Raw genomic sequence first — 25443 nt, 5'->3', positions numbered from 1 at the left:
TGAGTAAGATCCCTGAAAGATGATCAGGTTGATAGGTCCGAGGTGGAAGTGTGGTGACACATGGAGCTGACGGATACTAATCGATCGAGGACTTAACCTATTCAATCAGTTGATTGATTTCAGTGAACACGTTATCTAGTTTTGAAAGAATAATCTTCTTTCAAACCATATGAAAAAGAAAAGGGTTTTGAGAAGCAAGCAGTTCGAGGAACCGAGGAAGAGAGCGCCGGAGCGTACAAGCGTACGTGAGGATGTGAACGACCGAAGGTGACAAAGAAATGCGCAGCTTATCGAAAGCCGAAAACATATTGTCTGGTGGCGATAGCGAAGAGGTCACACCCGTTCCCATACCGAACACGGAAGTTAAGCTCTTCAGCGCCGATGGTAGTTGGGGTTTCCCTGTGAGAGTAGGACGCTGCCAGGCAAGAGAAACGAAAGAGTAGCGAATGGGCTACTCTTTTTTTTGTTACAGAAAGTTAAAGTTCAATAAAGTGTTAAAGTATTCTCTTTACCGTTTTTTTGGTGTCTAGCTCCAAGCGCCATCAGCTCGGGTCGTTTCGGCCCTGCTGTGGCGACGAAAGCCTCCTCGCAGGTCCTCCAGCGCCCTTTGCCTAAGGACTTGCGCTTTGCGCTTTTCTTAACTTTGCAAAAATAATAAAACGATCTGTGTCAAATGCGAGGGGAGGAGTATTTTCTCTTACCCCTCAGCCAACTTTAATATCATACAATTTCAACTGTATTACATTTAGGTCAAAACGTAAATTGTTCGATTATTTAACTCTTCTACACAAAACTCAAAGCTTTCTTCATTCTCCAACAAAAATGGTCTTCAGAACCAAAAGCTGTAACGTTATCTTCGGTTTAATAAACCATCGAGCATGTTACTCCCATATCTATCCGACGTCCGTATGGATGCATCATCAAACATTACGCATTGGTTCCACTTCCTATATTCCAAACACTTATTTCAAAGCTACTTACTCTTCCTAAAAATTATTTGGTGTAGTTGTTCATTTTCTCATCTTTCTGTTTCACATCAACTAACTCAAAACGTTCACAAACTACTAGCATATCGTCAGAAAATGTTTTACCGACTTTGTTCAATTCAATGGTAAAAAACTCTTTATGTGAGGTATACCAATATTCATAAGTACGATCACCTTCACCTTCTGCAATGGCAAATTCTTCAGGTACCTCATTCATTGGTAGGATTTGTACATCAGTCGTTCTAATAATGGCAACAGGCTCATCTTGACTGTTTAAAATGATGTTATATTCTCCTGTTGTAGGCAAAGGTTCATTCTCCATCTCATAAAAAATATAGCCTGAGCAAGTAGCGGTCTTAATCCCATCTATCACTAATTGAGCAAGATGATCTGGGTTCGCGCCAAATTGCCAAGCGCTGACAGGGACTTCTGGCTTCAATTGCTCTTGCTTTTCCCAGTACTTTTCCCAATACGTAAGTGCCTCTTTGTTCATAATTTCACCCCATTGAATACTAAGAATCTTTTGTAATTTAATCATACCAAATATTTTGAAAAAATGTTTAAATCTTCATTTGTAACTAAGTTTAGATGAATGTGGCAACTTCCTGCCCTTTTCTTTCATGTGAAAATCATCTACAATGTGAGTACAGATGTGTTGAAAGAGTAAGGAAGGATTTATTGTATGAGTAAAAAACCAAATAAGCGTAGGTTCGAAGTACAGGAGAACGAATCAATAGACGAGTGTTTGACACGGATGAAAGAGGAAGGATATTTCCCTATTAGAAGAATGGAAGAACCGATTTTTAAGGAAGAAATTGTAGACGGTGTCGTAGAAGTGGTACCATTCGGACGAAAAATTGTTTTCGAAGGGAAATTAACGTAAAACACGAACATTATTTATAATAAATTAAATATTGTTCGATATTCCGTTGACACAGTATCCAAACATTGTTAAGATGAAGATGAATTAAATATCGCAATACCAGTACCTCATATAATCTTGGGAATACGGCCCAAAAGTCTCTACCCAACGACCGTAAATTGTTGGACTATGGGGGAAAGTAATTTGTGCCTGACATTGAGCATTCGTATGTTCTATGCCCGGTTTGTATTACTTTCCTTTATATGAGGGAAAATACAGAACGGGCTTTTTCTATTTTTTCGCAAATCCAATACGATTTTACCCCTATTTAGTTGCCCGTTCTGTACCTTTTTGATTGTTATGCGTTTTTTAATATAGATTGATTCTAAGCTAAGCAAAAGGGGGAGCAGCATGAAGCCAGTTGTAGGCGTAATAATGGGGAGCACATCAGATTGGGAGACGATGCGGCATAGTTGTGAAGTGCTGGATGAACTAAATATTCCATATGAAAAACAAGTGGTATCTGCTCATCGAACACCAGACTTTATGTTTGAATATGCAGAGAAGGCAAGAGGTCGTGGGATAAAGGTAATTATTGCCGGGGCAGGTGGAGCGGCACATCTGCCTGGAATGGTCGCTGCCAAAACGACGTTACCTGTAATTGGTGTACCGGTAAAGTCAAGTACTCTAAATGGTCTTGACTCTTTACTATCGATTGTTCAAATGCCCGGTGGTGTACCCGTTGCAACGGTGGCAATTGGAAAAGCAGGAGCTACCAATGCAGGTCTTTTAGCAGCCCAAATCATCTCAATTGAAGATCAAGCGGTGTATCAAACTCTTGAAGAACGCCGGGAAAAAATCCGAACATCAGTTTTAGAAAGTAGTGATCAGCTTGTTTAAGCAGATACAACCTGGACAAACAATTGGGATTATCGGTGGTGGGCAGCTCGGAAGATATATGGCGATTGCTGCAAAAAACATGGGGTATGAAGTGGCAGTTTTAGATCCGACACACAATAGCCCTTGTGGTCAAATTAGTGACTATGAAGTAACGGCTGCTTACGATGATTTGGAAGCGGTACAGCAGTTGGCAAAAATGAGCGACATCATCACATATGAGTTTGAGAATATTGACTATGATGCACTACAGTGGCTTGAGAAGAATGCCTATCTACCTCAAGGAAGCGAACTACTTTCATTGACGCAAGATCGTCAAACGGAAAAAGAAGCGATGGTTCAGATTGGTGCTAAAGTAGCTCCTTTCCACATTGTCGAAAGTGAAGAAGAGCTATTATTGGCAGTGAAGGACATCGGGCTTCCAGCAGTTTTAAAAACATGCCGCGGAGGCTACGATGGGAAAGGTCAAAGTGTTATCAAACAATTGGAAGATATCCAACAGGCGAAGTCCTTACTTGAAAGCGGACGTTGTGTACTAGAAAAATGGATATCTTTTGATATGGAGATTTCTGTTATTGTTACGAGGAGCGTAAAAGGGGAGATAACAACATTCCCTGTTGCGGAAAATATCCATGTGAATAATATCTTACACCAGAGTATTATTCCGGCAAGGTGTGAGAATGATCTCATCCAAAATGCAACTGAAGCAGCCATAAAAATAGCTGAAAAAGTTAATTTAGTAGGGACACTTGCAGTGGAGATGTTTGTGGCAAACGGTGAGATTTACATTAATGAATTGGCTCCTCGTCCACACAATTCAGGGCATTACACGCTAGATTTGTGCAATGTTAGCCAATTTGAGCAACATATTCGAGCGATTTGTGGTCTTCCATTACAAAAAACGATTCTTCTCCATGATGGAATAATGGTCAATATACTAGGACAACACTTACAGGAAGCGATGAACCAGATAGAGTTGCTTGAGAACGGCAAATTATATTTATACGGGAAAAAAGAAGCGAAAAAGAATCGAAAAATGGGGCACATGACATTTTTTGCGAAAGATATTCACGCGCTAAAGAAGCAATTAGACGAATCGAACATTTGGAGGTAATGGGAATGATTGAACGTTACACTAGACCTGAAATGGGTGCGATTTGGACGGAAGAAAATCGCTTTCAAGCATGGTTAGAGGTTGAAATTTTAGCTTGTGAGGCTTGGGCAGAGTTAGGTGTGATTCCAAAAGAGGATGTCCAAAAACTTCGTGAGAATGCCTCCTTTGATATTAACCGAATTAAAGAAATTGAAGAAGAAACTCGACATGACGTTGTTGCTTTTACACGAGCGGTTTCTGAAACATTAGGCGAAGAACGAAAATGGGTGCATTACGGTCTAACGTCAACAGATGTAGTTGATACAGCTCTATCTTATCTCCTTAAGCAAGCCAATGATATTCTTCTAAAAGATATCGAAAATTTTGTTGAAATTTTAAAGAACAAGGCGCTTGAGCATAAATATACCGTGATGATGGGACGTACTCATGGCGTACATGCTGAGCCGACAACCTTTGGTTTGAAAATGGCGCTTTGGTATGAAGAAATGAAACGTAATTTAGAACGTTTCAAACGTGCAAAAGAGGAAATTGAAGTCGGTAAAATTTCCGGAGCTGTTGGAACATATGCAAACATTGACCCGTTTGTTGAGCAGTATGTTTGCGAAAAACTTGGATTAAAAGCGGCACCTATTTCTACCCAAACGTTACAACGTGATCGCCACGCTGAGTATGTGGCAACACTAGCACTAATTGCTACATCTATTGAAAAGTTTGCTGTCGAAATCCGCGGTCTTCAAAAAAGTGAAACTCGTGAAGTAGAAGAATTTTTTGCGAAAGGGCAAAAAGGGTCTTCTGCCATGCCACATAAACGTAACCCAATAGGATCTGAGAATATGACAGGGATTGCACGAGTTGTTCGTGGAATGATGATGACAGCCTACGAAAATGTTCCATTATGGCATGAACGTGATATTTCCCATTCTTCGGCTGAACGAATCATTTTACCTGATGTAACCATCGCTCTTAATTATATGCTGAATCGTTTTGGGAACATCGTGAAGAACTTAACGGTGTTTGAAGAAAACATGAAACGTAACATGGATAAAACACTCGGACTCATTTATTCTCAACGTGTGTTATTAGCATTAATTAATACGGGGATGACACGTGAAGAAGCATATGACCTCGTTCAACCTAAAGCAATGGAAGCATGGGAGCTTCAAGTTCCGTTCCGTCAGCTTATTGAAGCGGAAGATAAGATTACGAGTCGTTTATCGAAAGAAGATATTGATGATTGCTTTGATTACCAATATCATCTGAAAAACGTTGATGTTATTTTCGAGCGTTGCGGATTAACTGAATAGAGGTGGCGTACTGCCTCTATTTCAACCTTAATATTGCCAATATTCCGTCTTTAGGGGGATTTCATACATGAATGTTCAAGTTGGTTCATTACTCTACGAAGGAAAAGCGAAACGAATTTATGAGACAGACGATTCCAATGTTTTTCTGGTCTCTTATAAAAACGCAGCTACAGCTTTTAACGGAGAAAAAAAAGCGGAGATTGAAGGCAAAGGCCGACTAAATAATGAAATTTCTTGTCTTTTATTCGCGAAGTTAAAAGAATTTGGGATTCCCACTCATTTTATTGAACGAGTGTCTGAGCATGAGCAACTAGTTAAGCGTGTTTCGATTATTCCTCTTGAAGTAGTCGTTCGTAATATCGCTGCAGGGAGCTTGTCTAAGCGACTTGGAATTGAAGAGGGGACGAAATTAGAAAAGTCGGTCATCGAATATTACTACAAAAATGATGACTTAGGAGACCCGCTAATCAATGAGGCGCATATTGATCTATTAAAGATTGCAACGAAAGAACAACTTCAAGCCATTGAAAACATTGCTTTCAAAGTGAATGAAGTTTTAACCGAATATTTTAATCAATTCAATGTAGAATTAGTAGATTTTAAATTAGAATTTGGTGTAACAGAAGATGGAACATTGTTACTTGCAGATGAAATCTCCCCTGACACTTGTCGACTTTGGGATATCCATACGAAAGAAAAGCTTGATAAAGATGTCTTCAGACGAGATATTGGCTCGCTAACAGAAGCTTATGAAGAAATTTTAAATCGATTAGGAGGAAACAAACCATGTACAAAGTAAAAGTTTATGTGACATTACGCGAAAGTGTTTTAGATCCACAAGGGAACGCGGTAAAAGGTTCTTTACATTCTATGAATTATACAGAAGTTCAAGATGTTCGCATTGGAAAGTACATGGAACTTCTAATCGAAGAAACGGATAAAAACGTTGAGGACAAGGTAAAAGAAATGTGCGATAAGTTACTGGCTAACCCAGTGATTGAAGACTACCGATATGAGATTGAGGAGGTAGTCGCGCAGTGAAATTCGCGGTAATCGTCTTTCCAGGATCGAATTGTGATGTTGACATGTTTCATGCGATTAAAGATGAATTAGGCGAGGAAGTAGAATACGTTTGGCATGATGCGACGGATTTAAGCCAATATGATGGGATTCTTCTTCCGGGTGGATTTTCATACGGGGACTACCTACGATCAGGTGCCATTGCTCGCTTTGCCAATGTAATGAAAGAGGTTGTAAAAGCTGCAAAGGAAGGAAAGCCCGTATTAGGCGTTTGTAATGGATTTCAAATTTTACTTGAAGTCGGACTACTACCAGGAGCGATGCGTCGAAATGAAAACCTTAAGTTCATGTGTCGTCCGGTAACATTACGCGTTCAGAATGCGAATACGATGTTCTCCTCTCTTTATGAAGAAGGTGAGCGCATTACGATTCCGATTGCTCATGGCGAAGGAAACTATTATTGTGATGAACAAACACTCACGAAGTTGATTGAGAATAATCAAATTGTCTTTACGTATGAAGATAACCCAAATGGTAGTTTGCAAAACATTGCGGGTATTGTCAATGAACAAGGGAATGTATTAGGAATGATGCCACATCCAGAGCGTGCAGTAGATAATCTACTAGGAAGTGCAGATGGCTTAAAATTATTCAAATCAATTGTGAAAAGTTGGAGGGAAGCTCATGTCACTAATGCTTGAACCATCATCTCAAATGATTAAGGAAGAAAAAATTTATCAACAAATGGGCGTTAGTGATGAAGAGTTCGCCCTAATTGAAAAAATTTTAGGTCGTTTACCGAACTATACAGAAATCGGGATTTTCTCGGTTATGTGGTCAGAGCACTGTAGTTATAAAAATTCAAAACCTGTATTAAAAAAGTTTCCTACTTCAGGGGAACGTGTACTGCAAGGACCGGGAGAAGGAGCGGGTATCGTCGATATTGGCGATCAACAAGCTGTAGTTTTTAAAATAGAAAGTCATAACCATCCTTCTGCGATTGAGCCTTATCAAGGGGCAGCAACAGGTGTTGGTGGTATTATTCGTGATGTATTCTCAATGGGGGCTCGCCCTGTAGCTTTATTAAACTCTTTACGATTTGGAGAGCTTACCTCCCCGCGTGTGAAATATTTATTTGAAGAAGTTGTCGCAGGAATTGCGGGGTATGGTAACTGTATTGGAATCCCGACGGTAGGGGGAGAGGTGCAATTCGATCCTTCTTATGAAGGCAATCCACTTGTAAATGCAATGTGTGTCGGACTGATTAATCATGAAGATATTAAGAAAGGGCAAGCAAAAGGTGTCGGAAATACTGTCATGTATGTGGGGGCAAAAACTGGTCGTGACGGTATTCATGGTGCAACATTTGCTTCTGAGGAGCTAACGGATGAATCCGATGAAAAGCGTCCGGCTGTTCAAGTTGGGGACCCTTTTATGGAGAAGTTATTACTTGAAGCTTGCTTAGAGGTTATTAAGTCAGATGCGTTAGTTGGGATTCAAGACATGGGAGCAGCTGGGTTAACAAGCTCCTCTGCTGAAATGGCAAGTAAAGCGGGATCTGGAATTGAAATGAACTTAGACCTCGTTCCACAGCGAGAACTTGGAATGACTCCGTATGAGATGATGTTATCTGAATCACAGGAACGTATGTTACTTGTCATTGAAAAAGGTCGTGAACAAGAGATTATTGACTTATTTGAGAAATATAATCTTGAAGCTGTTGCGATTGGGAAAGTAACAGATGATAAAATGCTTCGATTATTCCATAAGGGTGAGGTTGTTGCAGAAATTCCGGTTGATGCATTAGCAGAGGACGCACCAGTGTATCATAAACCATCTGTAGAACCAGCCTATTATCGAGAATTTAAGGAAATGGCACCATATCAACCGAACATTGAAAACTACAAGGAGACATTACTTCAATTGCTTCAGCAACCGACCATTGCAAGTAAAGAGTGGGTGTACGATCAGTATGATTATATGGTACGGACAAACACGGTCGTATCCCCTGGATCAGATGCGGCAGTTATCCGCATTCGCGAAACAAACAAAGCACTTGCGATGACAACCGATTGTAATTCTCGTTACCTTTATCTTGATCCGGAAATGGGCGGAAAAATTGCTGTTGCTGAAGCAGCAAGAAACATCGTTTGTTCTGGAGCTATGCCATTAGCTATTACGGATTGTTTGAATTTTGGGAATCCTGAAAAACCGGAGATCTTTTGGCAGATTGAAAAATCGGTTGATGGAATGAGTGAGGCTTGCCGTCAATTAGATACACCGGTTATCGGTGGAAATGTTTCTTTATACAACGAAACGAATGGTACAGCAGTTTATCCAACACCTGTTGTAGGGATGGTGGGGTTAATTGAAGACCTTTCCCATATTACTACTCAGTCATTTAAAGAAGAAGGAGACCTCATTTATTTAATCGGTGAATCGAAACCGGAATTCGGCGGTAGTGAACTGCAAAAAATGTTAGAAGGAAAAATCTTTGGCCAAGCACCAGCCATTGATTTAGAAGTTGAGAAAAGTCAGTTAACACAACTGTTAGCAGCAATCCAACAAGGATTCGTTCAATCGGCTCATGACGTAGCTGAAGGTGGTCTAGCAGTTGCGTTAGCGGAAAGTATGATCGGAACAGCTGGTCTAGGAGCATCTGTGGAAATTTCGGGTGAGGTTGCTGCTGCATTATTTGGTGAATCTCAATCTCGCATTGTTGTTTCCATCAAGCGTGAGCATCAAAAAGATTTTGAACAACTAGTGGATGCAAAGCAAATCGGAACGGTAACAAAGGATGGAGAATTAAACGTAAAGCATGAATCTGGTGAAGAGCTAATCAAAGCGACAGCTCTTGAACTGGAGCGTGCTTGGAAAGGAGCTATTCCATGCTTGCTGAAATCAAGGGGCTAAATGAAGAGTGCGGCGTTTTCGGTGTCTGGGGACACCGAGACGCTGCCCAAATTACTTACTATGGATTGCATAGCCTCCAACATCGTGGTCAAGAAGGAGCAGGAATTGTCGTTTCCGACGGAGAAAAGCTTGTAGGTTATAAAGGGCTTGGATTAGTCTCTGAAGTATTTGCTCAAGGGCAGTTAAATGATTTAATCGGAAAGGCAGCAATTGGGCACGTCCGCTATGCAACAGCTGGTGGTGGTGGATATGCGAATGTTCAACCGCTTCTATTCCGTTCTCAAAACGGAAGCCTTGCTTTAGCGCATAATGGAAATTTAGTAAATGCGTCTGGTTTAAAGCATCAGTTAGAGAATCAAGGAAGTATCTTTCAATCGACTTCGGACACGGAAGTGCTCGCTCATTTAATTAAGCGAAGCGGGTATTCTTCATTAAAGGATAAAGTGAAAAATGCCCTGCAAATGATTAAAGGTGCCTATGCATTTCTGATTATGACGGAAACGGAAATGATGGTTGCTCTTGATCCGAATGGTCTTCGTCCTCTGTCCATTGGGCGATTGGGTGATGCGTATGTTGTCGCTTCTGAGACATGTGCGTTTGATGTCATTGGAGCGGAATATGAGCGAGATGTAGAACCAGGAGAATTATTAATTATCGATGATGAAGGTTTAAGAAGCGAGAGATTCTCAAAAAATATTAATCGTGCCATTTGCTCGATGGAATTTATTTATTTTTCAAGACCTGATAGTAATATTGAAGGAATCAATGTGCATACAGCGAGAAAAAATCTCGGGAAGAAGCTCGCGTTAGAAGCTCCGATTGAAGCGGATGTTGTAACGGGTGTACCAGACTCTAGTATTTCGGCTGCGATCGGCTTTGCAGAAGAGTCTGGTATTCCGTATGAACTCGGGCTTATTAAAAACCGGTATGTTGGACGTACTTTTATTCAACCCTCTCAATCCCTACGAGAACAAGGAGTAAAGATGAAATTATCACCTGTACGAAAAGTAGTGGAAGGAAAGCGGGTTGTGATGGTCGATGATTCCATCGTTCGCGGAACTACTTCGAAACGAATCGTCAATATGTTAAGGGAAGCTGGAGCAACGGAAGTTCATGTTCGGATAAGCTCGCCCCCTATTGCGAATCCATGCTTTTATGGAATCGATACTTCGACTCATGAAGAGTTGATTGCATCTTCTCACTCAGTGGAAGAAATACGTCAAGTCATTGGAGCGGATAGTTTAGCCTTTTTATCGAATGAGGGGCTTTTAGATGGAATTGGTCGTACGTATGATGGAGAATTCAGAGGCCAATGCATGGCGTGCTTTACTGGAAAATATCCAACTGATATTTATGAAGATACTGTATTACCGCATGAAAAAGAGTAATTTGTTAATAACGTCAGTGGAGGTTTATCCCCCACTGATGATTTTTATCGGTTTAATAATCAGCTAGGAGGATGAATATGTCCAAAGCATATAAAGAGGCGGGAGTAGATATACATGCAGGATACGAAGCAGTTGCTCGCATGAAAAAGCATGTGGCCAAAACAAATCGACTAGGTGTGATGGGGACGCTCGGCGGTTTTGGCGGCATGTTTGACTTATCATCTTTACCCTATAAGGAACCTGTTCTCGTTTCTGGAACAGATGGAGTCGGGACGAAATTAAAGCTTGCATTTCAAATGAATCAACACGATACGATCGGGATAGATGCCGTTGCAATGTGTGTCAATGATATATTAGCGCAAGGAGCTGAACCACTATTTTTTCTTGATTATTTAGGTGTTGGAAAGGCAGAACCTGAGAAAATCGAACAGATTGTAAAAGGTGTTGCAGACGGCTGCGAGCAGGCAGGGTGCGGACTAATAGGAGGAGAAACCGCTGAAATGCCTGGTGTTTATGACGAAAATGAATACGACATCGCTGGATTTGCAGTAGGTGTCGTTGAAAAATCACAAATCGTCACTGGAGAGAAAATAAAAGAAGGGGACTTACTAATCGGCCTATCTTCATCTGGAATTCATTCTAACGGATTCTCACTAGTTCGAAAGATATTACTAGAAGACCATCAATTAAACTTACAAGATGTGTACGAGCCGTTCCAGCAAAAATTAGGATATGAACTCTTAACTCCGACGAAAATTTATGTCAATCCTGTATTACAAGCGTTAAAAAAATGTGATATTCACGGAATGGCGCATATTACAGGTGGAGGATTCATTGAAAACATTCCACGAATGATGCCTGAAGGATTAGGGGCTGAAATTGATTACGGCTCTTGGCCGATTCCACCGATATTCTCATTTATTGAAGAGAAGGGGTCTATTGAGCGTAAAGAAATGTTCGAAGTATTTAATATGGGAATTGGATTTGTCTTAGCTGTGCCGGAAGATGATATGCCAAAAGCAATTGAAGCTTTAGAAGAAAACGGAGAGAAAGCATTCATTATTGGTCGAGTCAAAAAGGGTGAGGGCGTCACATTTGGCGGAGGAGAGTTGTAATGAAGAGAATTGCTATTTTCGCCTCAGGAAACGGGTCGAACTTTCAATCTATTGTCGATCATATAAAGGCTGGGAAGCTTGAAGCTGAAGTTGGTCTTGTTGTCTGTGATCGCATCGGAGCAAAGGTTATTGAACGTGCTAAAAAAGAACAATTAGAAACGTTCGTGTTTGATCCGAAAGAATACGAGAGTAAAAAACATTTTGAAGGTGAAATCCTAGAGCGACTTCACAAAAATCATATTGATCTTATCGTGTTAGCTGGTTATATGCGATTAATTGGACCAACGTTACTACAATCCTTCGAAGGAAAAATAATAAATATTCACCCTTCGCTTCTTCCGTCTTTTCCGGGGAAGAATGCGATGGAGCAAGCACTTACTGCAGGTGTTCGTATTACTGGAGTAACCATCCACTATGTAGATGAAGGGATGGATACGGGACCTATTATTGCTCAAAAGGCTGTTGAAGTTGAACAAGGAGAAACGATTGAATCATTGGCACAAAAAATCCATGACGTAGAACACGTTTTTTATCCTTCTGTCATTCAGAAATTGTTAAAGTCTAGTAATTGAGGTGAAAGAAAATGAAGAGAGCTCTTGTTAGCGTATCGAATAAAGAGGGAATTGTCCCATTTGTATCCGAATTAGTTCAATTAGGAATTGAAGTCATATCGACTGGTGGAACAAAAAAATTACTAGAAGAGAACGGTGTGCACGTTACAGGGATTTCCGATGTAACAGGCTTTCCAGAAATTATGGATGGTCGAGTGAAAACTCTTCATCCTGCGATTCATGGTGGATTATTGGCCGTTCGAAGCAATGAAGCGCATATGCAACAACTGGCAGAAAATCAAATCAAGCCTATTGATATTGTCGTAGTAAACTTGTACCCATTTAAAGAAACAATTACAAAAGAAGGAACAACCTTCCAAGACGCGATTGAAAATATTGATATTGGTGGACCTGCCATGCTCCGAGCTTCAGCTAAGAATCATGAGGATGTCGTTGTCGTGGTGGACCCTTCGGATTATGAAGTGGTCTTACGTGAGCTAAAAGAAACGAGCGATGTAAAACTAGAAACGAAAAAACGACTTGCCGCCAAAGTATTTCGTCATACGGCGCATTATGACGCTCTGATTGCTGAATTTTTAACGAATGAAGTAGGAGAAAAGGATTTAGAGACGATCACCGTTACTTTTGAGAAAAAGCAGTCGTTAAGATATGGTGAAAATCCGCACCAAGAGGCGACATTTTACCAAAAGCCTGTTCGTCCGAAAAGCTCCTTAACGGAAGCCATTCAATTGCATGGCAAGGAGCTTTCTTATAACAACATTAAAGACGCAGATGCTGCGTTGCAAATCGTGAAAGAATTTGATGAGCCGGCTGTTGTTGCAGTCAAGCATATGAATCCATGTGGTGTAGGTACGGGAGGCTCCATTTTTGAAGCTTATACGCGTGCGTACGAAGCAGATTCAACATCCATCTTCGGTGGTATTGTCGCACTAAATCGAGAAGTAGATAAAGAAACTGCTGAGAAAATGCATGAAATCTTCTTAGAAATAATTATTGCCCCTTCTTTTACACAAGAAGCTCTCGACATATTAACAAGTAAGAAAAACTTGCGATTGCTGACACTTGATGTCAATGCTCCGTCAGAGAAGGAAAGACAATTAACATCTGTACACGGCGGATTATTAATTCAAGATGAAGATCATTTCGGCTTAAAGGATGCGAATATTACCGTTCCAACAAAACGTGAACCGACTGAACAAGAGTGGAAAGACCTTAAGTTAGCTTGGAAGGTAGTAAAGCATGTGAAATCAAATGCAATTGTCCTCGCAAAAGATGAAATGACTGTCGGAGTTGGTGCAGGTCAGATGAACCGGGTTGGCGCAGCGAAAATTGCCATAGATCAAGCTGGAGAAAAAGCAAAAGGAAGTGCTCTTGCATCTGATGCATTTTTCCCGATGTCTGATACGGTTGAAGCAGCTGCAAAAGCAGGAGTAACAGCTATTATTCAACCAGGTGGATCAATACGAGATGAAGAATCGATTCAAAAAGCAGATGAATATGGGATTGCGATGGTCTTTACAGGCGTACGCCATTTCAAGCATTAATCCATTCCAATCCTAACTGTTTACGGAAACAAAGAAAGAAGGAGTGCAAAACATGAACGTATTCATTATTGGAAAAGGCGGAAGAGAACATGCCATCGCATGGAAAGTGGCTCAAAGTCCTCTCGTTCAAACAGTCTATGTTGCACCGGGAAATGCAGGAATGAAAGAAGTAGCGACCATCGTAAATATTTCGGAACTAGATACGGATAATCTTGTGAAATTTGCGAAAGAAAATGAAGTGGATTTAACCATTGTCGGACCGGAAGTTCCTTTAATGAATGGCGTTGTGAATGCATTTCAAAAAGAGGGGTTAATGATTTTTGGTCCTACGCAAGAAGCGGCATTAATTGAAGGAAGTAAAGCATTTGCGAAAGATTTAATGAAGAAATACGAAATACCAACTGCCGACTATGAAACGTTTACAGAATTTGAAGATGCGAAGCGTTATGTTGAGAATAAGGGGGCACCAATCGTTATTAAAGCAGATGGCTTAGCAGCAGGAAAAGGAGTCGTCGTTGCCGAAACGGTTGAAGAAGCCATCGAAACATTGAGAGATTACTTAGAAAATGATAAATTCGGCAATGCTAGCTCTTCTGTAGTAATTGAGGAATTTTTAAAAGGTGAAGAATTCTCTTACATGGCTTTTGTTCATGGTCAGAAGGTTTACCCGATGGTTATTGCTCAAGATCATAAGCGTGCCTTTGATGGTGATGAAGGACCGAACACAGGTGGCATGGGGGCATATTCACCAGTACCTCAAATTTCGAAGGAAGTTGTCGATACGGCATTTGAAACAATTTTACAACCAACGGCACATGCTATGTTACAAGAAGGGCGTCCTTTCACAGGAATTTTATATGCAGGGTTAATTTTGACAGAGGAAGGGCCAAAGGTGATTGAATTTAATGCTCGATTTGGAGATCCTGAAACCCAAGTGGTGTTACCGAGACTTCAATCTGATCTCGTAGAGGTTTTAGTTTCTATCTTAAAAGGACAAGAAGTAGAACTACGTTGGTCAGAGGAAGCGGTGCTTGGAGTAGTGGCTGCAGCTTGTGGCTATCCAGATGCGTACGAGAAAGGGATTGAACTTGGAGATTTACAACCACTAAATTCCAACCATATCATTTTCCATGCGGGTACAAAAGAAGAGAACGGCCAATTCGTATCAGATGGTGGCCGCGTTTATCTCGTGGCTTCTACTGGAGCGTCTTTAAAGGAAGCTAAAGATGAGGTATACCGTCAACTTGAACAAATGTCCACAGCAGGACTATTTTATCGAAAAGACATCGGATACCGAGCTTTGTAGTCGTTACGTTCGACGTTTTTTTCGGACAAAGGCGTAGTATAGTGCAACGATACTTCCGATGATGATGGCCATGACAAATGACATATCCGTAAAAAATTCCATAAACATTTTGTGCACCTCTTTCCATTAAAGTAAGGGAGCAATCCGATTGGATTTGCTCCTTTTTTAGTTGTACTGAAAAAACTTAAACCTCAGGACGGATTAAAGGTCATCGCGTCTTCATCTTCGTAATCCTCTTCATAATCCATGTAACTTTCAAAAAGGAAGGTTACTGGACAAAAGCGTAAAATTCCTTCTCCCACTTTCATAGCCGCTGCCATGATGAATAGGAGTAGCGAATCTCTCCAAGGTGTTTTCATATATTTCGTACAAGCCCAGCATAAGGCGGTAAGTCCGACGGTAATGCGAATAAGGGCGTTGACAATTCCTATATTTGGTCTGAGCATTTCCTTCACTCCTTTTTGTCAAATTCTTGTCTTGCGAAATTCTTTAATGCGTTAATATTGTTCATGTGTTAACATAAAAAGGAATGAACAATGTTTAGGAGGAGTGCTTATGCCAAGTCGTGCTTATTGGAAACTGAACGAAATTCGGCAACACGTCGATGTCGCATCGAAAAAATTAGCACCAACTTTATGGCTAAAGCATGCTACGTTTTTACACCCTTACATGAATCAATGGGTAACGGGACATATTTGGATTCACAATGACCGGATTGTTTATGTTGGGCCTGAAGAGCCGCAAGTGAATGCACAAACAGAAGTGTATGATTGTGAAGGCACTTTTTTAGTACCGGGTTACATTGAGCCACATGCCCACCCATTTCAGTTATATAATCCCCATACTTTAGCGAAGTATGTGTCGCAATCGGGGACGACGACGTTAGTGTGCGATAATTTAACACTGTTATTACAATTCGATAAAAAGAAAGCGTTTTCTTATATAGATAGCTTACAATCACTGCCTGTTCAATTTTATTGGTGGGCCCGCTTTGATTTGCAAACGGAAATGAAAGAAGAAGGGAAAATTTTAGCTCCTGATGTCATAAAGGAATGGATCGAGCATCCGGCCGTCATTCAAGGAGGAGAATTGACGGGGTGGCCTAAATTGTCAGCTGGAGATGACTTGTACTTAAACTGGATGAATGAAACAAAAGCTGCTGGAAAACGTTTAGAAGGTCATTTTCCTGGAGCTTCCTTTGGAACTCTTGCCAAAATGAAACTGTTTGGAGCTGATTGCGATCACGAAGCAATGACAGGTGAAGAGGTGTATAACCGACTGATGAATGGATACACGGTTTCTTTAAGACATTCATCTATTCGACCAGATTTACCGAAGCTTCTTCGAGAAATAATGGACCTTGGCATCACGCGTTATGATGAGATGTTTTTTACGACAGACGGATCAACTCCGAGCTTTTATGAAGAAGGCATGATGAATCAAGCGATTGAAATAGCTATAAATGAAGGTGTACCAGTGATTGATGCTTACAAAATGGCCTCGTATAATGTGGCGAAATATTATAAGCTTGATTCCCTTTTAGGTGTGATTGCTCCAGGAAGATTGGCTTCCATCAACTTTTTATCATCAAAAGACAACCCTCACCCAACATCAGTTTTAGCCAAAGGTCAATGGGTGAAAAAAGATGGGGTCAATCAAGAAGCATTTGCGCCATTTGACTGGGAAAAATATGATATTAAACCGTTAAATATCGACTGGAGTCTAACAGATGAGGACTTACAATTTTCGATGCCAATGGGGTTAAAAATGCGCAATGCCGTTATTATGGAACCATATTCAATTACCATTGATAATTCTTATCCAACCTTATCGACCGATCATGACGAAAGCTTTTTAGTTTTAATTGATCGTAATGGAAAATGGAGAATTAATACGATGGTCAAAGGGTTTGCTAAAGGTGTGAAAGGCTTTGCGAGCTCATATTCAACAACCGGAGATCTTTTACTAATAGGAAAAGACAAAAACGATATTTTGAAAGCGTTTAACCGGCTGAGGGAATTGGGTGGAGGAATTGTTTTAGTTGAGGATGGAGAGGTGTTACATGAAATTCCGCTCCGTGTTAGTGGAATTGCCTCTAATAATGAATTCTTAACCATTTTAGAAGAAGAGAAGAAGTTGGATTCACTGATGAGAGAAAGAGGTTATCAATTTTCTGATGTTATTTATTCGCTATTATTCTTCTCATCGACACATCTTCCATACATTCGAATCACACCGGAAGGGATTTTTGACGTTATGAAAAAAACGATACTCTTTCCATCGATAATGCGTTAAAATATAAAAGAAGGCTAAAAATAAGGTTGTGAATTTATGAAACGTCTCTTGTTAACTGTGGTAACTGCTGCTGTAGGGTTAACGGTTGCTTGCTCAAACGATGTAAACAATGTAAAGGAAGAAGAGTCGAGTGAGGATTCGGTAACACAAGAGCCTGTTGAGGAACAAGAGGTTTTCACCTTTCCTTTGACGGGTAAAGAAGCGAAGGAGCAACCAGATGTGCGCCCATTCGCTATTATGGTCAATAACCATCCGAAAGCACGCCCTCAATCTGGACTACACAAAGCAGATTTAATTTATGAAGTGTTAGCAGAAGGGAATATTACACGGTTTTTAGCGATTTATCAAAGTGAACAGCCAGATATCATCGGCCCGGTTCGGAGCGCAAGAGATTATTATATTGACTTAAGTAATGGGTTTGACGCTCTATATATTAGTCATGGATGGAGCCCATCTGCAAATGAAAAGTTACAATCGGGTGAGGCAGACTACTTGAATGGTCTTTTCCATGATGGTACGCTTTTCTGGCGTGACAAAGATAGGAAGGCACCACATAATTCTTATATTTCATATGAAAACATCACAATCGGTGCAGAGCAAAAAGGATACTCACTTACAGAGAGAATTGACCCGCTTCCGATAAGCGATGAGCCACTGGAAGGGGAAGAGATGAAGACATTCACCGTCCAATACGACGAGTCAAGTACATGGACGGTTCAATATGAATATGACGATCATTCTGAACGATATAAGCGATATAGTGGGGAAGAATTAACGATTGATCGTGAATCGAATGAACCTGTACTCATAGACAATATTTTTGTTGTTGAAATGGAACATAAAATTATTGATAATTATGGTCGGAGAAGCATTGATGTATATGCAGGAGGCAAAGGATACTTGTTTCAACGTGGTAAGATGCTCGAAGTAGAATGGAGAAACGTTGATGGTCGCATTTTGCCTTATCAAGATAACAATCCGATATCCTTCGTTTCAGGTCGAACATGGATTAACATCGTTCCGAATTTAGATAATATGTTGAAATTTACTCAAAGTTGAAAAGGAGAAATGGAGCATGCAAATTGAAAAACTGCGTGGAAAAGAATTAGATCAATTGTTCGAGGCGGTTCTTTCGTTACGTGATTTAGAAGAATGTTATCGATTTTTTGATGATCTTTGCACCGTTAATGAAATTCAATCACTCGCTCAACGTTTAGAGGTGGCTCGCATGTTACGTGAAGGAAACACCTATCATAAAATTGAAACGGAAACAGGTGCAAGTACGGCAACGATTTCACGTGTTAAGCGATGCTTAAATTACGGAAATGACGCGTACGCAATGGCGTTAGACCGTGTCCATGAAAAGAAATAATCGAAAGTAAAGAAAAAGGAGACGATTTAAAGCGGGCACCCTTCAAACAAGGAGCCTGATGGTGGGCGAAGAGGCTGATAGGAATGTAGAGGAAATGCCCGCGGAAAGCGTCTGCCTGTAGCATTATAGAAATCGTATAGAAACTTCAAAGTTATTTTTTTCACAGTCTAAGCAGATGATTTAAATCATCTGCTTTTTTTCATATTCAATCACTTCCACAAGCTTTTGAATGCCCGCTTGTAAAGCTTCTTTTGGTAAGTAGGAACGTTGGCGATGCTGGTTGGGGTTGTGTTCATTTTAATGGGTGATTTTATTACTAACAGGAATACGTTACGAGAACATTTTAAGAGCGGAGACCTTTTGAAAAAAAGCGTTTAACTCATATAAAGGCATTGAATCGTGAACCAGGCATTGTCCTGGTTTTTCGTATGTTGTAGTCGTTTTTTGCCCACCGTAATTTTGTTATAATAATGAAATGGTATGAGAATTAGGAGGAACAAAGGTATGTACGATATTAACGAGTGGAAGCATGTATTTAAGCTCGATCCAGATAAAGACATTACAGATGAACAGCTTGAGAAAATTTGTGAATCCAATACGGACGCCGTTATCGTTGGTGGGAGCGATAATGTCACAGAGGATAATGTATTAAATTTGCTTGCTAGAATTAGACGTTATCTTGTCCCTTGTGTGTTAGAGGTGTCCAATCGCGAGGCCATCATCCCTGGATTTGATCTGTATTTTATTCCGACTGTATTAAATAGTCAAAACACAAAATGGATTACAGAACTCCATCATGATGCTGTCAAGGAGTACGGAGAGCTCATGAATTGGGATGAAATCTTGATGGAAGGTTACTGTATTTTAAATGGTGACTGCAAAGCGGCTAAGCTCACACAAGCCAATACAGATTTGGATGTAGAAGATGTAAAGGCATATGCGAGAATGGCGGAAAACATGTTTAAACTCCCTATCTTCTATTTGGAATATAGCGGAACATATGGGGACGTCAAGATGGTGAAGGAAGCGAAGAGTTGCCTTGAAACGACGAAGCTATTTTACGGTGGTGGCATTAGAACGGCTGAACAAGCAAAGGAAATGGCTCAATATGCAGATGCAGTAGTGGTTGGAAACGTGATTTACGAAGATTTAGAAGCCGCACTAAAAACTGTGGAAGCAGTAAAAGGAGTATGACACGCTGTCATAAATCAGGTAAAATAAGAACGTATGTTTGATGAAGGTGGTGGTCTTTTTGCAATTTCTTTCTGAACAATTACTTTCAGGTTTGAATGAACGGCAAAAGGAAGCAGTGAAATTAACAGATGGACCGGTCTTAATTATGGCGGGTGCAGGCAGTGGAAAAACAAGAGTTTTAACTCATCGCATCGCTTATTTGATGGCGGAAAAACAGGTGGCACCATGGAATATTTTAGCGATTACATTTACGAATAAGGCCGCACGAGAGATGAAGGAGCGTATCGAAGCTTTATTAGGGCCAGGCGCTGAAGATATTTGGATTGCAACTTTCCACTCTATGTGTGTGCGTATTTTGCGTCGAGATATTGATCGGATTGGGATTAACCGTAATTTTTCGATTTTAGATACTTCAGATCAATTGTCTGTAATCAAGTCGATTTTAAAAGAGCGGAATTTAGATCCGAAGAAAAACGATCCGCGCACGATTTTAGGTTCCATTAGTGCGGCGAAAAATGAACTTATTACCCCAGAGGAATATAAAAAAGCGGCTGCAAGTCAATGGGAGCAGGTAGTAAGTGATATATATACCGACTACCAAAAGAAATTAATTAAAAACCAATCGTTAGATTTTGATGACCTTATCATGTCGACTATCCAGTTATTTCAACGTGTTCCGGAAGTGTTAGAGTATTATCAGCGAAAGTTCCAGTATATTCATGTAGATGAGTATCAAGATACGAACCGTGCACAATATATGCTCGTAAAAATGCTGGCGGCTCGCTTTAAAAATTTATGTGTGGTGGGAGATTCAGATCAATCAATTTATCGCTGGCGTGGAGCGGACATTGCCAACATCTTAAGCTTCGAAAAAGACTATCAAGATGCAAATGTCATTTTATTAGAACAAAACTATCGCTCGACAAAGCGTATTTTACAAGCGGCAAATGAGGTCATTCAAAACAACTTAAACCGTAAGCCGAAAAATTTGTGGACGGAAAACGCTGAAGGGAACAAGATTACGTATTATCGTGCGGATAGTGAGCAAGGTGAAGCTCAATATGTAGCCGGTAAAATTCAAGAACTTGTTCGAAGTGGGAATCGAAAATATTCGGATATCGCTATATTGTATCGGACAAATGCGCAGTCTCGTGTGATGGAGGAAGTACTGTTAAAATCCAATATCGAGTATACAATTGTTGGCGGAATCAAATTCTACGATCGTAAAGAAATTAAAGATATTCTCGCTTATTTAAGAGTTGTTGCCAATCCGGATGATGATATCAGTTTAACGCGAATTATTAATGTCCCTAAAAGGGGAGTAGGGGCAACGTCTGTTGATCGAATTCAAGCATATGCGACAGAACACGGTATTTCGATGTTCCGGGCCATTGAAGAAATTGAAGAAATTGGCGTCAGTGCAAGAGTTATCAATGCGTTGACAGATTTCCGCAACATGATTAATCATTTTTCGCAAATGCAAGACTATTTATCTGTTACGGAACTAGCTGAAGAATTAATTGATAAGACAGGATATAGTGACATGCTGAAGCAGGAGAAAACGCTAGAATCCCAAAGTCGTCTTGAAAATATTGAGGAATTTTTATCCGTGACACAAAGCTTTGAAAAGCAAAGCGAAGACAAAAGCTTAGTTGCATTTTTAACAGATTTAGCCTTAATCGCTGATATCGATCAATTAGATAAAGAGGATGACCAGCAAGAACAAGATCAAGTCGTATTAATGACACTTCATTCAGCGAAAGGATTAGAGTTCCCAGTTGTCTTCCTAATTGGAATGGAAGAGGGAGTCTTTCCACATAGCCGCTCATTAATGGAAGAGGCGGAAATGGAAGAAGAGCGCCGTCTAGCGTATGTCGGAATTACGCGTGCTGAAGAGCAATTGTTTTTAACAAATGCGCAAATGCGCACGTTATTTGGTCGCACGAATATGAATCCGGAATCACGATTCATCACTGAAATTCCTGACGATCTAATTGAAAATGAGTCACCTGTGAAGAAAAAGCAGTCTTCTTCCTCTTTTGCGCGTAGACCATCTTTTGCACGACCGCAGTTACGAAGCACAGGAGGAGACTCATTAGATTGGTCCGTTGGTGATAAGGCAAAGCACCAAAAATGGGGAATTGGAACGGTCGTCAGTGTAAAAGGATCTGGGGGAGACAAAGAGCTCGATATTGCATTCCCTAGTCCTGTTGGGATTAAACGTTTGTTAGCGAAATTTGCACCTATCGAAAAAGTTCAGTGAGAGGGATGTCATAATGGATAAGCAAACGGCACAAAGTCGTATACAAGCATTACATGAACAACTAAATCAATACAACTATGAATATTACGTTTTAGATAACCCTTCTGTACCGGATAGTGAGTACGACAGGCTTATGCAAGAATTGATTCAAATAGAAGAAGCATTTCCTGAACTAAAATCAGCAGACTCACCGTCCCAACGTGTGGGCGGACAAGTGTTAGATGCTTTCCAAAAAGTCGAACACCGCATTCCGATGTTAAGCTTAGGAAATGCATTTAACGAACAAGACTTGCGAGACTTCGATCGTCGGGTCAAGCAAGTAGTAGGAGAAAATGTCCAATACACAGTCGAACTGAAAATTGACGGCCTTGCTGTCTCCCTTCGTTACGAAAATGGAGTGTTTGTTCAAGGGGCAACACGCGGAGATGGTACAACTGGAGAAGACATTACGGAAAATTTAAAAACCATTCGCTCCATTCCATTAAGATTAAAGAAGGATGTTACGTTAGAAGTGCGTGGAGAAGCCTTCATGCCGAAAAAGTCATTTGAGGCTCTCAACGAAGAGAGAAGCAAGCTCAATGAAGAGCCTTTTGCTAATCCACGTAATGCAGCAGCCGGCTCTCTTCGTCAGCTTGATCCGAAAATTGCTGCGAAACGAAACCTCGATATTTTCGTCTATAGTATTGCAGATATTGGAGAAACAGGTGTGACATCTCATAGTGAAGGGCTTCAATTATTGGATGAGTTAGGCTTTAAGACGAATAAAGAACGCCGTCTTTGTCAGTCGATAGACGAAGTTATTTCGCTTCTGGATGAGTTTGTTCAAAGACGCCCGGAGTTGCCATATGAGATTGATGGACTTGTTATTAAAGTGGATCAGCTTAATCAACAAGAGGAACTTGGTTACACTGCGAAAAGTCCTCGGTGGGCAATCGCCTATAAGTTTCCGGCAGAAGAAGTCGTAACAAAGCTGGTCGACATTGAACTAACGGTAGGACGCACAGGAGTTTTAACGCCGACTGCTATTTTAGAACCGGTTCGTGTCGCAGGAACAACGGTTAAACGTGCTTCTTTGCATAATGAAGATTTAATTCGCGAAAAAGATATTAAAATCGGTGATACTGTAGTTATTAAGAAAGCTGGCGATATCATTCCAGAAGTAGTCAATGTGTTAGTGGAGAAACGAACTGGAGATGAGCGCGATTTTCATATGCCAAAAGAATGTCCTGAATGTGGAAGTGAACTCGTGCGAATTGAAGGTGAAGTGGCTCTTCGATGCGTCAACCCGAAATGCCCAGCCCAGATTCGTGAAGGATTGATTCATTTTGTTTCCCGAAATGCGATGAATATTGACGGCTTAGGCGAGCGAGTCATAACGCAACTTTTTAATCACCAACTAATTGATGATGTTGCCGACCTTTATAAGCTTGAGCGCGGTCAATTATTAAATCTTGAGCGAATGGGCGAAAAGTCGACAGACAATCTACTAAACGCCATTGAGCGATCAAAGGAAAATTCATTAGAACGGTTAATTTTTGGCTTAGGTATTCGTCATGTTGGGGAAAAAGCGGCAAAAACGCTTGCTGAGCAATTTGAAACGATGGATCGCTTACAACAAGCTACAAAAGAAGATCTTGTAGCGATTAATGAAATTGGTGAAAAAATGGCGGATTCCATTGTCACGTATTTCGCCAATGATGAGGTAAGTGAAGTGATTCAAGAACTGAAAGACTTGGGATTAAACATGGCCTACAAAGGGGTCAAACGAGAAGAATCTCTGAGTGATTCCTATTTTTCTGGTAAGACAATCGTCTTAACCGGTAAGTACGAATCCATGTCACGAAATGAAGCAAAAGCTCAAATAGAGGCGCTTGGAGGAAAAGTGACGGGAAGTGTAAGTGCTAAAACAGACTTAGTCATTGCTGGAGAAGCAGCAGGTAGCAAATTAACGAAAGCTCAAGAGTTAAATATTGAAGTTTGGGACGAGGCTCGTATGTTACAAGAATTTCAATCATAAGAGAGGTAGATGACCTTGAAAAAGGCACTATTTGGGGTAGTGGCAAGTGTAATGATGCTTGCCTCTTGCTCCAACCTAGGAGAACCGGAAGAGATTATTCAAGAATCAGAGGACGCGGAAAAAGAAACAGCTATCATTCCGAAGTACAATATTTCGGATGATTATTACAAAATGCTTGTTCCATTTGAAACGAGTGAATCAAGAGGGTATGTCGTACAAAATTTAAATACACGATTAGATATTTCCGAATTTGAGACCGGGTTAATGCGTATGACCCTCGATACGTTCTCAACAGATAAATACTACTTTAAAGAAGGACAGTATTTAGACCGTGAAACAATCAGTGATTGGCTGGAACGGAAACTGGAAGGTGCTGCTTTAGAAGCGGAATTAGAAAAGGATAAGGATTTTAAAAATGTAGGATTAAATCCACCTAAATCCAAAGAAGGTTCCATAACGGAGCAGAATGAGAACAGTCCGATTTATTTAGCACATATTTTAGAGCATGACTACTTAGTGAAAAAAGATGAAAATACGCTAGAGTTGGGTGGTGTATCCATCGGACTTGCTCTTAATTCGGTTCATTACTACGAGACTGAGGAAGGCTACCCTCGTGAAAAAGAAATTGAGATGGAAACAATTGAGGAAGTAGGTAAGGAATACGCACAAGAAATCATTAACCGCATGCGTAGTATGGAAGGGTTAAGCGATGTTCCGATTGTTGTAGCCCTGTATGTTCAGGCTCCGAAGTCATCGATTATCCCGGGACACTTCTTCGCGAAAACGGTCGTTGACAGTGGTAGTAGTAAAATTGGCAGGTGGTCAACGGTAGATGAGGAATACTATGTATTTCCTTCAACGGAAGCGAGCAAAAATAAACCGGATGATGCGAATCGCTTCACTCTATTAAAGGGAGATATTGAAGAGTTTTTCCCGAATTATACTGGTGTGATTGGTACCGCATTCTATCAAAACGAAGAACTTCGCCAAATGAAAATCGATATTCCAATGCAGTTTTATGGAAAATCTGAAGTCATTGCCTTTACTCAGTATTTAGCGGGGAAAGTAGTGGAATATTACCGTGAAGATTATATTTCACTTGAAGTAAATATTACTTCCACCAATGGAGAAGAAGCTGTCATTGTTAAAAAACCTGGCCAAGATGAACCGTTTGTTCATATTTATCAATAATGCCATTTATGAATCCCTTAAGGAAGCTATACCTTAAGGGATTTTTTTATAGTGAAATAGTTACGGATTTGAGAACACTCGAAATGCCAC

At 40.4% G+C, this 25443-nt stretch carries 23 protein-coding genes, 2 rRNA genes and 1 riboswitch; of the genes, 22 read left to right on the top strand and 3 right to left on the bottom strand.

Annotated elements, in window-relative coordinates; genetic code table 11:
* Together ML543_RS11070 and rrf are read left to right on the top strand one after the other, a co-directional pair.
* Positions 1 to 100, top strand: a 23S ribosomal RNA gene (locus ML543_RS11070); the annotation flags it as partial.
* Positions 101 to 311: 211 nt separating this feature from the next.
* Positions 312 to 424, top strand: a 5S ribosomal RNA gene (rrf, locus tag ML543_RS11065).
* Between the two features lie 569 nt (positions 425 to 993).
* Here the strand turns inward: rrf and ML543_RS11060 are convergent.
* Entirely contained in the window at positions 994 to 1479 is a 486-nt protein-coding gene (locus ML543_RS11060) for an ASCH domain-containing protein (RefSeq protein ID WP_243387419.1), read from the bottom strand.
* 189 nt (positions 1480 to 1668) lie between these two features.
* Here ML543_RS11060 and ML543_RS11055 point away from each other — a divergent pair, with 189 nt between their 5' ends.
* From ML543_RS11055 to purD, 13 genes are all read left to right on the top strand, one after another.
* On the top strand, positions 1669 to 1869 hold the full coding sequence (locus ML543_RS11055; RefSeq protein ID WP_243387418.1) for an NETI motif-containing protein: 201 nt from the start codon (positions 1669 to 1671) through the stop codon (positions 1867 to 1869).
* Between the two features lie 87 nt (positions 1870 to 1956).
* Positions 1957 to 2058: riboswitch (purine riboswitch) on the top strand.
* Between the two features lie 201 nt (positions 2059 to 2259).
* Positions 2260 to 2748 (top strand): 5-(carboxyamino)imidazole ribonucleotide mutase, encoded by a 489-nt coding sequence (purE, locus tag ML543_RS11050; RefSeq protein ID WP_243387417.1) that lies wholly within the window; start codon positions 2260 to 2262, stop codon positions 2746 to 2748.
* Positions 2735 to 3859, top strand: a complete 1125-nt coding sequence (purK, locus tag ML543_RS11045) for a 5-(carboxyamino)imidazole ribonucleotide synthase (RefSeq protein ID WP_243387429.1) — start codon at positions 2735 to 2737, stop codon at positions 3857 to 3859. Before purE ends, purK begins: the two co-directional genes overlap by 14 nt.
* Before the next feature lie 5 nt (positions 3860 to 3864).
* Entirely contained in the window at positions 3865 to 5163 is a 1299-nt protein-coding gene (gene purB, locus ML543_RS11040) for an adenylosuccinate lyase (protein ID WP_243387416.1), read from the top strand.
* A 67-nt stretch (positions 5164 to 5230) separates the two neighbouring features.
* Positions 5231 to 5962, top strand: coding sequence for a phosphoribosylaminoimidazolesuccinocarboxamide synthase (gene purC / locus ML543_RS11035; RefSeq protein ID WP_243387415.1), 732 nt, complete (start codon positions 5231 to 5233; stop codon positions 5960 to 5962).
* Positions 5950 to 6204: a phosphoribosylformylglycinamidine synthase subunit PurS gene (purS, locus tag ML543_RS11030; protein ID WP_243387414.1), complete on the top strand. Its 255-nt coding sequence runs from the start codon at positions 5950 to 5952 to the stop codon at positions 6202 to 6204. The genes purC and purS overlap by 13 nt, the downstream gene beginning before the upstream one ends.
* Positions 6201 to 6884, top strand: coding sequence for a phosphoribosylformylglycinamidine synthase subunit PurQ (gene purQ / locus ML543_RS11025; RefSeq protein WP_243387413.1), 684 nt, complete (start codon positions 6201 to 6203; stop codon positions 6882 to 6884). Before purS ends, purQ begins: the two co-directional genes overlap by 4 nt.
* Positions 6868 to 9096 (top strand): phosphoribosylformylglycinamidine synthase subunit PurL, encoded by a 2229-nt coding sequence (gene purL / locus ML543_RS11020; protein WP_243387412.1) that lies wholly within the window; start codon positions 6868 to 6870, stop codon positions 9094 to 9096. Before purQ ends, purL begins: the two co-directional genes overlap by 17 nt.
* Positions 9072 to 10484: an amidophosphoribosyltransferase gene (gene purF / locus ML543_RS11015; RefSeq protein ID WP_243387411.1), complete on the top strand. Its 1413-nt coding sequence runs from the start codon at positions 9072 to 9074 to the stop codon at positions 10482 to 10484. Before purL ends, purF begins: the two co-directional genes overlap by 25 nt.
* A gap of 77 nt (positions 10485 to 10561) precedes the next feature.
* On the top strand, positions 10562 to 11599 hold the full coding sequence (gene purM / locus ML543_RS11010; protein WP_243387410.1) for a phosphoribosylformylglycinamidine cyclo-ligase: 1038 nt from the start codon (positions 10562 to 10564) through the stop codon (positions 11597 to 11599).
* Positions 11599 to 12171 carry a phosphoribosylglycinamide formyltransferase gene (purN, locus tag ML543_RS11005; RefSeq protein ID WP_243387409.1) on the top strand — a complete coding sequence of 191 codons (573 nt, stop codon included), beginning with the start codon at positions 11599 to 11601 and terminating at the stop codon, positions 12169 to 12171. Before purM ends, purN begins: the two co-directional genes overlap by 1 nt.
* Before the next feature lie 11 nt (positions 12172 to 12182).
* Positions 12183 to 13715, top strand: coding sequence for a bifunctional phosphoribosylaminoimidazolecarboxamide formyltransferase/IMP cyclohydrolase (gene purH, locus ML543_RS11000; RefSeq protein ID WP_243387408.1), 1533 nt, complete (start codon positions 12183 to 12185; stop codon positions 13713 to 13715).
* A 52-nt stretch (positions 13716 to 13767) separates the two neighbouring features.
* Positions 13768 to 15021 (top strand): phosphoribosylamine--glycine ligase, encoded by a 1254-nt coding sequence (gene purD / locus ML543_RS10995; RefSeq protein ID WP_243387407.1) that lies wholly within the window; start codon positions 13768 to 13770, stop codon positions 15019 to 15021.
* 3 nt (positions 15022 to 15024) lie between these two features.
* Here the strand turns inward: purD and ML543_RS17035 are convergent, their stop codons facing one another.
* Both ML543_RS17035 and ML543_RS10990 read right to left on the bottom strand, forming a co-directional pair.
* A complete protein-coding gene (locus ML543_RS17035) occupies positions 15025 to 15129 on the bottom strand; it encodes an EYxxD motif small membrane protein (protein WP_341482360.1) in 105 nt (34 codons plus the stop codon).
* Between the two features lie 83 nt (positions 15130 to 15212).
* Complete coding sequence (locus ML543_RS10990; RefSeq protein WP_243387406.1) at positions 15213 to 15467, bottom strand: YgaP family membrane protein; 255 nt, start codon at positions 15465 to 15467, stop codon at positions 15213 to 15215.
* 109 nt (positions 15468 to 15576) lie between these two features.
* On the opposite strand from ML543_RS10990, the gene ML543_RS10985 reads away from it, so the two are divergent.
* From ML543_RS10985 to ML543_RS10955, 7 genes are all read left to right on the top strand, one after another.
* Positions 15577 to 17316, top strand: coding sequence for an adenine deaminase C-terminal domain-containing protein (locus tag ML543_RS10985; protein WP_243387405.1), 1740 nt, complete (start codon positions 15577 to 15579; stop codon positions 17314 to 17316).
* Positions 17317 to 17352: 36 nt separating this feature from the next.
* Positions 17353 to 18375 carry a DUF3048 domain-containing protein gene (locus ML543_RS10980; protein ID WP_243387404.1) on the top strand — a complete coding sequence of 341 codons (1023 nt, stop codon included), beginning with the start codon at positions 17353 to 17355 and terminating at the stop codon, positions 18373 to 18375.
* Positions 18376 to 18391: 16 nt separating this feature from the next.
* On the top strand, positions 18392 to 18688 hold the full coding sequence (locus tag ML543_RS10975) for a YerC/YecD family TrpR-related protein (protein ID WP_243387403.1): 297 nt from the start codon (positions 18392 to 18394) through the stop codon (positions 18686 to 18688).
* Positions 18689 to 19192: 504 nt separating this feature from the next.
* Positions 19193 to 19882 carry a heptaprenylglyceryl phosphate synthase gene (gene pcrB, locus ML543_RS10970; protein WP_243387402.1) on the top strand — a complete coding sequence of 230 codons (690 nt, stop codon included), beginning with the start codon at positions 19193 to 19195 and terminating at the stop codon, positions 19880 to 19882.
* 58 nt (positions 19883 to 19940) lie between these two features.
* Positions 19941 to 22145, top strand: a complete 2205-nt coding sequence (gene pcrA / locus ML543_RS10965; RefSeq protein WP_243387401.1) for a DNA helicase PcrA — start codon at positions 19941 to 19943, stop codon at positions 22143 to 22145.
* A 13-nt stretch (positions 22146 to 22158) separates the two neighbouring features.
* Entirely contained in the window at positions 22159 to 24162 is a 2004-nt protein-coding gene (gene ligA / locus ML543_RS10960) for an NAD-dependent DNA ligase LigA (protein ID WP_243387400.1), read from the top strand.
* Between the two features lie 15 nt (positions 24163 to 24177).
* Entirely contained in the window at positions 24178 to 25353 is a 1176-nt protein-coding gene (locus ML543_RS10955; protein WP_419095378.1) for a CamS family sex pheromone protein, read from the top strand.
* Positions 25354 to 25443: the final 90 nt, after the last annotated feature.

It is taken from the genome of Bacillus kexueae, assembly GCF_022809095.1.
GTDB classification, from domain to species: domain Bacteria; phylum Bacillota; class Bacilli; order Bacillales; family Aeribacillaceae; genus Bacillus_BZ; species Bacillus_BZ kexueae.
This window is presented reverse-complemented; position numbering and strand designations above follow the sequence as displayed.

Bases quoted from the DNA above. Each gene is read 5' to 3' on its own strand.
- pcrB (WP_243387402.1), top strand. From the start codon at position 19,193: ATGTACGATATTAACGAGTGGAAGCATGTATTTAAGCTCGATCCAGAT.
- purE (WP_243387417.1), top strand. From the start codon at position 2,260: ATGAAGCCAGTTGTAGGCGTAATAATGGGGAGCACATCAGATTGGGAG.
- ML543_RS10990 (WP_243387406.1), bottom strand. From the start codon at position 15,467: ATGCTCAGACCAAATATAGGAATTGTCAACGCCCTTATTCGCATTACC.
- purN (WP_243387409.1), top strand. From the start codon at position 11,599: ATGAAGAGAATTGCTATTTTCGCCTCAGGAAACGGGTCGAACTTTCAA.
- ML543_RS11055 (WP_243387418.1), top strand. From the start codon at position 1,669: ATGAGTAAAAAACCAAATAAGCGTAGGTTCGAAGTACAGGAGAACGAA.
- purL (WP_243387412.1), top strand. From the start codon at position 6,868: ATGTCACTAATGCTTGAACCATCATCTCAAATGATTAAGGAAGAAAAA.
- ML543_RS10975 (WP_243387403.1), top strand. From the start codon at position 18,392: ATGCAAATTGAAAAACTGCGTGGAAAAGAATTAGATCAATTGTTCGAG.
- ML543_RS17035 (WP_341482360.1), bottom strand. From the start codon at position 15,129: ATGTTTATGGAATTTTTTACGGATATGTCATTTGTCATGGCCATCATC.
- purM (WP_243387410.1), top strand. From the start codon at position 10,562: ATGTCCAAAGCATATAAAGAGGCGGGAGTAGATATACATGCAGGATAC.
- purC (WP_243387415.1), top strand. From the start codon at position 5,231: ATGAATGTTCAAGTTGGTTCATTACTCTACGAAGGAAAAGCGAAACGA.
- purB (WP_243387416.1), top strand. From the start codon at position 3,865: ATGATTGAACGTTACACTAGACCTGAAATGGGTGCGATTTGGACGGAA.
- purF (WP_243387411.1), top strand. From the start codon at position 9,072: ATGCTTGCTGAAATCAAGGGGCTAAATGAAGAGTGCGGCGTTTTCGGT.
- ML543_RS10980 (WP_243387404.1), top strand. From the start codon at position 17,353: ATGAAACGTCTCTTGTTAACTGTGGTAACTGCTGCTGTAGGGTTAACG.
- ML543_RS10985 (WP_243387405.1), top strand. From the start codon at position 15,577: ATGCCAAGTCGTGCTTATTGGAAACTGAACGAAATTCGGCAACACGTC.
- ligA (WP_243387400.1), top strand. From the start codon at position 22,159: ATGGATAAGCAAACGGCACAAAGTCGTATACAAGCATTACATGAACAA.
- purS (WP_243387414.1), top strand. From the start codon at position 5,950: ATGTACAAAGTAAAAGTTTATGTGACATTACGCGAAAGTGTTTTAGAT.
- purH (WP_243387408.1), top strand. From the start codon at position 12,183: ATGAAGAGAGCTCTTGTTAGCGTATCGAATAAAGAGGGAATTGTCCCA.
- purD (WP_243387407.1), top strand. From the start codon at position 13,768: ATGAACGTATTCATTATTGGAAAAGGCGGAAGAGAACATGCCATCGCA.
- ML543_RS11060 (WP_243387419.1), bottom strand. From the start codon at position 1,479: ATGAACAAAGAGGCACTTACGTATTGGGAAAAGTACTGGGAAAAGCAA.